The following is an 8,519-nucleotide window of genomic DNA, read 5'->3' on the forward strand; positions in this document are numbered from 1 at the left end:
ACGCCGGGCGTCGCTACGCTGTGGAGATTGGGGATTTCGGATTGAATATGGCTTCATCATTAAGCTTTTCAATGAAAATGGCTATACATTACTAAACCACAAATCCCCAATCCGAAATCCCATATCCGAAATCATTCAAAGCTCTTAATATAACCCTTTTGCAGCAAAAGCGGCACCACGTGTTTGCCGGCGAGTTTGACGGCATTGCTGGAGCCGCGGGTCGACTCCAGCCGGACGCAGGTAACAATATGACCGGGGCCGTTGGCTTTTGGTGCGAAGAATACGTACCAGCCGTCGTTGATGCGGTTGGTTTTCCAGATGCGTTCGGGTGTACCGGTTTTACCGGCCACAGTAATGCCTAACTGCGCCACTTTACCGGCACTCTGCTTGCGCATATAGTCGCTCAGGATGGCGGCATACTGCGGGTCATTGGCGATTTGCACCGGTGGCTTCACCGGCTGCGTCGCGTTGCTCACTTTCATTACAAACCGGTTGGGCACCAGCATACCCCCGTTGGCGATGCCGGCGGCCAGCCGGGCCACGGCCGCCGGGGTGGCAATCAGCTCGCCCTGGCCCCACGACATACCCGAGATGCCTTTAGCGCGGGTGCGCCGGATGTTGTTGGGGTTGTAACGGGGCCTGGTGTTGAACTCCGTCCGTCGCCACAGATCCCACCAGCGTTCTTCCTGCGCTTTCTCGACCGGTTCTTTTTCGTAGAAATACCCGCCGACGCCCCGCAGAAACATGCCGGTTTTCAGGTATAGTTTCGCCATTTCCTCCTCCAGATGCTCTTCGTTGGCAATCTTGATGAAGTAGACGTTATTGGATTTCACCAGGGCCCGTTCCAGGCTGATCAGGCCCGTCTCGTCCGGCTCGAATCCTTTGGTCCGAATCCGCTCGTGGGGGTGTACCACGAAATTCTTTTTCGTTGCCGCCAGTCCCAGTTTATTCAAAGCTGCCAGCGAGGTAACTACCTTCGCTGTTGAGCCCGGTTGCGAGGCATAGGTAAAACCGAGGTCGGCGGTGGTCATCCAGCCGGCCAGCCGGTTCTGTTCAGCGGCTGTCATGGTGAGCTGATCCCAGTTGGTGATGGGCGGCAGCGGATACATGGCCGACGCCAGCACATCGCCGTTGCCGGCATCCATAATCACCACCGACGCCCGGCTCTTTCTGACGGTATCGTCCACGGCCAGCGATTTTTGCAGACTGGTTTGCAGGTCGGCATCCATCGTGAGCTGCACATCCCGGTTTCGTTTCTTAAACTGTTCCACTTCTTTGCTGTTGATGCCCGCCAGCAGCAGCGGAGCCAGGGCGCTGTAGTCGCGCTGGGTAACGGTCATCTCCCGCACACCCCGTGGCAGGAACCGGTCTTCGCGGTAGCGGGTGGCGGTTACCGGAAAACTCTTCGTGGGCGTCTCGAAACCCCGGAGTTCGGCAGCATGTTCGTACTCGGCAAAATAACCGTTGGTGCTGCCGTTGAACACGCCGGTGTTGGCGTCGCCGGTCCAGAAGAACATGTGTTCGGCAAAGGGATAATAGCGGTCGAGCCGTTTGTGCAGGGCGGAGTCCAGGTTGTAATTGGTCACACCGGCGGTCGCCAGCGTGTTGCGCTGCAGCCGAATGAGTTCCGGCTTGCTCGTGGCCAGAATACGCCCTTGTCGGTCGTAAAGGGTGCCGGCCTGGAGCCGGTTCATAAATATAGTAATGCGGGGGTTGTAGCTGAACATCCGGCTACCGCTGCGGTCGGCCACCAGGGCTGGTTGCACCACCCATTTTTTGTTGTTGAACAGATAGCGCGATACGCTGACGGTCAGCAGCAGAATGCCCGCCAGAGCAGCCGCCAGCGCCGGTACCAGATTACGGTCCTGCCGCCCGGCGATATACGTCATCTGCACGGCCGTACCCCGCAGCGACGACGCCGACAGCAGAAAACCGGCCGCCAGCAAATTAGCAATCAGCGATGACCCCCCGTAGCTGATAAACGGCAGCGATACGCCCGATAAGGGTAAGGCACCCGTTGAGCCACCCGCAATCAGCAGAAACTGTACGAAGGTACTGACGCCGATGCCCGCGCAGACATAGAACAGAAACGGCGCTCCGGTTTGCCGGCCAATCAGGATGGACCGGTGCAGGTACAGCAGAAACAGAATAAAGATGGATACAATACCCGCCCAGCCGAACTCCTCGCCGATAGCCGGCAGAATCATATCGGTATGCGCTTCCGGAATGGTTTTGGCAAAGCCCTCGCCGACACCCTGACCGGTCAGTCCGCCACTCGCCATAGCCCAGATACCGTTGGCTACCTGGTCACCGCCGTAGACTTCATTGTTCCAGGCATCCTGCCAGATAGCCTTGCGGTCGGTCAGGCGCTGCACCGGACCGGGTATGAGCTGGTCGAGGTACGGAATCTGGTCGAGCAGCAGAAAGCTGGCCATGACTACCAGCGCCATCACCGCCGACTCGCTGAACTGTTTCCGGATCACCCGCATGGCAACCAGTACCATAGCGGCCGTGATGGCTGTAGCCAGCCAGACCTGATCCACCAGCCAGGAGACCAGCACGTAGGCCACGACCGAACCCGCCATGAACAGAAAGTCGCCCCGCGAAAACGAGAAGAGGATAATAAAGGTGAAACAAACCACGATGGCCGGTCCCAGGTCACCCAGCACCAGAAACAGCAGGATAGCCGCGAGAATAGCCACCAGCACCACCGCCAGAAACGAACTGCGTTTTTGCCAGGTGCGGTATTCGCTGATAAACGTTTCGTTGGCGGCAAAGAAACCGGCCAGGAACAGGACAATGGCGAACTTGACAAACTCGCTCGGCTGAAAACCAAACAGGTTTACTTTTACCCCGCTGCCCTGCGGTCCCGTCCCGAACACGATTGTCAGGGCCAGCAGTCCCAGCGCCAGCGCAGCCCATTGCCAGCCATGAGCGGCTTTCGACAGACCCCGGAAGACAAACATCCGGTATACACCGGAGTCGGCAGTAAACCGGCGCAGGTTGAAAAACTGAAGGAGCAGAATGACCAGAAAGCCCAGGCCAAAATACGTCAGCGTACTCTGGGCCAGAAAGCGGTCGCGGAGCGGGTCCTGCAAGCTGAGCAGGGCCAGAAACGAAATGCCGGTCAGGGTCATTACCACCGGCAGAATCAACTGATCGGCATCCGGGAAACGCACGCTCAGCAGCAGGTGCAGCAGCAGAAAGCAGCCGAAGAAACTGCCCACAATGATCCAGTACCACTGGTTAAACTCGCCCGGCGTCCGGACAATCAGCGATTTCTCTTTCTTCAGGATGTTAAAATCCCGGGTGGTCAGCAGCCGGAGGGTGTGCGGGGCCTGCCGGAAGGTGAAGGCTTTGTCGCGGTTAAGCTCCTGCACGCCCTGCGTAACGCCAAACTGGTAGTTGGGTTGCAGCGGCAACACTTCAAACGCTTTGTCGTCGGGCAGGTGCTGAAAGGCAACGTTGCCGGATGCGTCGGTACGGGCATAGGCCGTCAGGCTGGTGAGCTGCCGGTTCCCCAGCGAATCCAGCACGTAGGTCTTGGTAAAGCCGGTACCTTGTTCGGTCTTCAGCCGGTCTACTTCCGTCACCTGATTGCTGTAGGCGCTATCCTGCGGCAGAATCATCTCCAGCCGCACCAGTACCCCCGGCACCGGCTGGTCGGTTTCGCTGATGATGTTGCCGGTGATGCTGTGCGCTCCCAGTCCTACGTCGGTAGCGGCCGGTAACTGGGGGGGGCGGCTGCGCTCCTGCACAAAGCGTATGGAATCCTTGCCGGTATATCCCAGCAGGGAGCGGGAAGCCGCTACCCGCCGGCGGAAATAAGTGCCTCCGCGGGTGGCCGCATCTTCGGCCAGTACGTAGTACTTGCGCTTGTTGACTTCACCGATATTGTCGATGGGATCTTCGGCGGGGTTGAGCCGGTCGGCAATCACGGACTGGATCAGGTTGATGTCGCGCCGATCCTCAAAATAGAAGCCCCGCTCCAGCAGGGTACGGATGCGCTGCCCGATCTTGTCGCTGTTGAGGTTGACCATCGTGCCGTCGGCCAGGCGCTTGCCTACGTCCTGAAAGCCGCGCTGCAATTCGGTATATAGGTTGACGAACAGCCAGCCCAGTACGAGCGTGATCAGGATTAAAAATGTCCGCTCGATTCGTCGGCCGCTAGTCTGTGTCTTCCGGGGCAATTCCTGGATCATAATTTCTTTACTGCTTTACCACTCCCCACCGGCACCGAGTCCGTCCGAAACAAGGTAACCGGTAACGGACCCGTTACGTACTGATTATCGCGAAATAAAAACTGAGTCTGCACCGGTACCAGACAATTCCGGAACCGGACATTCTTCAGATGCAGTGCACTATTCGGTGCCGAGATACCAACCTGAAACCCATCTACTGTGATATTATCCAGCACAATATACCGGCACTGCGCCGACAACTGAATGGCCGGCTCGCTGTACGTACTGTCACCTGCCAGGACGAGGTTGTCGGGTGCCTTGATATACAGCGAGTCCCGCATAATGCGCAACGTTGTTATAAGCCTGATCGGCTGGGGGTAGGCCGTATCCGCCAGCATCAGGGTATCGCCCGTGAAGGTGTTGATCGCCTGCTGAAGTTTTTGCTGCTGAGGATCGGGTACTGGCCGTTCCTGCCATTTTTCGGCTTGGTCACGCTGCCAGTTCTGCCAGAGCAGGTACAGTGTGGTGCCCAGGAAAGCCAGGCACAGCAGCGATAACAGGGTAATAATCCCCCGGCTGCTTTTCGGCTTCGGCTGAGGTTTTGATACCGGCTTTTGGCTGGTTTGGGTCGTCTGAGCCGGCGCGGCCGTGACGGCGTCAACGGGCCTCGTTTCAACGAACGGCTCGTCGTTTTTTTTGGTCACTTCCGCCGGCCGAGTCGCTTCCTGCAACACCGGCGCTTTATTGTTGCGGACCAGCACCACCGTAATGTTGTCTTTGCCCCCTTTGGCGTTAGCGGCTGCTATGAGTTGGGCACATTTTTCGGCCAGCGAGCTGTTGGCCCGCAGAATGGCGGTCATTTCACCTTTGTTGACCAGATCGCTCAGACCATCGCTGCACAGCAGCAGTAGATCACCCGGCAGAAACGGCGACTGACCCGTTTCAATATAATCCTCTTGCGTGTTGATCTCCCCCCCGAAGCCGATGGCTTTGTTGATCTCGTTCCGCTTGGGGTGGTTCATGGCGGCTTCTTCGGTCAGGCGGCCGGTATCTTCCAGAAAGCCCACAAAGGAGTGGTCTTTGGTTACCTTGACCAGCGTATCGTCGCGCAGCAGGTACAACCGGGTATCGCCGACGTGCGCGTAGTGAAACAGGTTATTTTCGATATCCACCACCGCCAGCGTCAGCACGCAGGCCATGCTGTTGTATTCGCGCACCTGCTGCTTTTCGGCATACACCTTCTGGTTAGCCGTAATTAGTGCCCGGCGCAACTGAGCTACCCAATCATCGGGTACGGTTGTAACGTCATCGAGGATCGACTGCCGGGTAATGGCGGCCGCCACCTCACCGCCTGAGTATCCGCCTACGCCATCAATCACGCAGGCCAGAACATACCGGCCGTTCCCGATGGGTTCGGCAATAAACGCATCCTCATTGTTGTCCCGGACGCGTCCGGTATCGGTTAACCCAAAGAAGTTGTCAGCCATTCCGCTCATGCGTATTTCGTATTTCCACAAAGTGCACCACTAACAGCAGGGCGCAGATACCGAGTAGGGCTAGGGACATTTTTTAGTTTGAAGTTTGAGGTTTGGGGTTTGAACGGTGCCACCCGGCGGTCTGTAGTTGCTCTGCTTGCCACCATAAAGTTTAATAAGCGGAGCCAACTTCAAACTACAGACTTCAAACTGATTTAAATATATTGACTCCGACGATGCCGTTCAGCACGATGCGGGAGTTGATGGGCAACTCAACCCACGAGGGGGCGTTTACGTCGCTTCTGGGAACCTCCTTCTCATTGACAAGGGTTTTCTCACCGAACGACGCCAGGTAGAATGTATTGTCTGCTTTGTTGTGCCGGATGCGCAGGTGTGGGGTATTGACCCAGTCGGACGGGATGCGGAAAATGTCCGGACTGTCGCGGGTCTCATCCTGCCCCGATACCACAAGATCATCGCTGTTCATCAGAAACTCTATCTTTTTGCCGGAATACGCTTTGTCGGGCACAATTGTCTCCAGCCGGGCCAGACCGGCCTGTACACTGTTGTTCAGTTGCTTTTCGTCGTAGTGCAATTCCTCGGCGTAGGGTACCTCATAATACCCTTCGCTATAAAAGGTAAAGCCCTGGAGGATATTCTGGCTGATGTCGAACGTCTCGGCAATACCCGTCTGGCGGGGAATAAACGTTACCCGCAGGTTCTCTTCTTTCGGGCTGCTGCCGGGGAGCAGTCGGCCGATAAACCCGATGTCACCCCGGGCGTAATCGGGATGCGACACAAACCGGAATACCCATTTTCGGCTCGATGGTTCTACCGTTTTGCCCTGCGCCCGGTATTGCTGGAGCTGTTTGTAAAATTGCTTGACCGATTCGTGGACAATCAGGCCGAAGATGCCTTTTTTGGCATCCATAAATTCCTGGTAATCATTGGGGTTGAAGCAGATGATGTACTCATGATAGAAGACGATCCGGTTGGCAAATGACAACTGACCGATAGACTCGGTAAACTTATCGAGTATGTAATGATATACGTTATCGGGCGTGATGGCTGGCGGCTGCGTGGCCGACTCGGGGCGGCTCAGAAACCAGTCGTGCAGGCCGATCCGTTGCCAGAATGTGGGCTTTTCTTTCATGAACAGGGCGTAACATGGGCTTGCTGCTTAAAAGAACGGATAAAATTGCGGGATGTTTTGCGAGGCTGCCCGGCTTTTCGTACCTATGAAGCAACATTTGTCGGCATTATAACAGTATTTGCCCAGCTTTACGCACTTTATTGGTAAGAACCCTAACCCTACTTATTGACCGGACCCATACCGGCTAACACGAACCCTAACTACCCATGGAATTATTTAACATAAACCGCCGTCGCTTCCTGCAAGGGGCCACGGCTTCTCTGGCCCTGTCGGCCTTCGGTGCCCACGGCATGGATCTTATTCATCCCACCAGAACCTACCGTGTGGGCCTGATTGGTACCGGCTGGTACGGCAAAAGCGATTTGTTCCGGCTGATTCAGGTGGCAGACGTAGAGGTGGTGGCGCTTTGCGATGTCGATAAAAACATGCTCAACGCGGCCGGCAAACTCGTCAGCCAGCGGCAGAAATCGGGCAAAGCGCCGAAACTCTACGGCGACTATCGCAAGATGCTGGCCGAAAACCAAATGGACATTGTGCTGATCGGTACGCCCGACCACTGGCACGCGCTGCAAATGATCGATGCCGTAAAAGCCGGGGCCAATGTGTACGTCCAGAAGCCAATCAGCGTCGATGTGATGGAAGGCGAAGCGATGGTGGCGGCCGCCCGCAAGTACAACAAAGTGGTACAGGTGGGTACGCAGCGCAAAAGCACTCCGCACCTGATCGACGCCAAAAAGAACATTGTCGATGCCGGTCTGCTCGGTAAAGTATCGCATGTAGAGATGTGCTGCTACATCCATATGCGGGCCAACGGCACTCCGGCGGTGCAGCCGGTTCCCGAGTTTCTGGATTATGAGATGTGGACCGGACCCGCCCCCATGCGGCCTTACGACGGGCTGCCGCATATCCGCTGGTGGCGGACTTTTAACGAATACGGCAACGGCATTATGGGTGATATGTGCGTGCATATGCTGGATACCGTCCGCTGGATGCTGGGCCTGGGCTGGCCTAAGCGCATAACCTCCACGGGTGGTATCTACGTGCAGAAGGAGGGCAAGTCCAATATCCCCGACACGCAGACGGCCGTGTTCGAGTACGACGGGCTCAATGCCGTCTGGCAGCAGCGCTCCTGGGGCACCCCGCCGAATCCGGATTACCCCTGGTCATTTACGCTTTATGGCGATAAGGGTACGCTGATTGGCAGCACTATGCAGTGCGACTTTATTCCGGTGGACAAGAATGCCGCGAAGATCCATAAAGATGTGGTGTACGAAAAAGAGAAATACCCGGAAGACCTGAAAGAAGAGCGCATTGAGCTGAATGCGGCACCGGCCACCCGCCTGCACATGCTCAACTTCATTGCCGCCATCGAAAACGGCGGCCGGCCCGTGGCCGATATTCAGGAAGGCCATATTTCGACCGCCAGTTGTATACTGGCCAATCTGGCGATGCAGACCGGCCGGCCCATCGTTTACGATCCGCAGAAGCAGATCATCGTCGGCGACAAAGAAGCCACCGCATTGCTGGCCCGCCCGTACCGCCAGCCCTGGAAGCATCCCTTCCCGAATAAGGTCTAAGTACAGCGGATCGGATCGATTTCTATGATCTAAACAAGTGAAATCGTATAATTTTCGTCATAATTTCTGTTCTGGCGAACACAGGCAAAAATCCGTTGGACAATCTTGTTGCGTACATTGTTGAGTACTAACA

Annotated in this window: 4 protein-coding genes and 1 pseudogene; 1 reads left to right on the forward strand and 4 read right to left on the reverse strand. The window is 56.4% G+C overall.

Annotated elements, in window-relative coordinates:
- Positions 1–131: 131 nt before the first annotated feature.
- The 3 genes from ABD931_RS11750 to ABD931_RS11760 all read right to left on the reverse strand — a co-directional run bounded on the left by ABD931_RS11750 (position 132) and on the right by ABD931_RS11760 (position 6,809).
- The gene (locus tag ABD931_RS11750; RefSeq protein WP_345267227.1) at positions 132–4,202 is read right to left on the reverse strand and encodes an FtsW/RodA/SpoVE family cell cycle protein; all 4,071 of its coding nucleotides are present in this window, start codon (positions 4,200–4,202) and stop codon (positions 132–134) included.
- Positions 4,199–5,677 carry a PP2C family protein-serine/threonine phosphatase gene (locus ABD931_RS11755; RefSeq protein ID WP_345267229.1) on the reverse strand — a complete coding sequence of 493 codons (1,479 nt, stop codon included), beginning with the start codon at positions 5,675–5,677 and terminating at the stop codon, positions 4,199–4,201. The genes ABD931_RS11750 and ABD931_RS11755 overlap by 4 nt, the downstream gene beginning before the upstream one ends.
- A gap of 184 nt (positions 5,678–5,861) precedes the next feature.
- Positions 5,862–6,809, reverse strand: coding sequence for a hypothetical protein (locus tag ABD931_RS11760; RefSeq protein ID WP_345267231.1), 948 nt, complete (start codon positions 6,807–6,809; stop codon positions 5,862–5,864).
- A 206-nt stretch (positions 6,810–7,015) separates the two neighbouring features.
- Between ABD931_RS11760 and ABD931_RS11765 the strand changes: the two genes are divergently transcribed.
- A complete protein-coding gene (locus ABD931_RS11765; protein ID WP_345267233.1) occupies positions 7,016–8,386 on the forward strand; it encodes a Gfo/Idh/MocA family protein in 1,371 nt (456 codons plus the stop codon).
- A gap of 29 nt (positions 8,387–8,415) precedes the next feature.
- On the opposite strand, the pseudogene ABD931_RS29375 reads toward ABD931_RS11765, so the two are convergent.
- A pseudogene (locus tag ABD931_RS29375) lies at positions 8,416–8,519 on the reverse strand (IS110 family transposase); the annotation flags it as partial.

This window comes from Nibrella viscosa, assembly GCF_039541875.1.
GTDB classification, from domain to species: domain Bacteria; phylum Bacteroidota; class Bacteroidia; order Cytophagales; family Spirosomataceae; genus Nibrella; species Nibrella viscosa.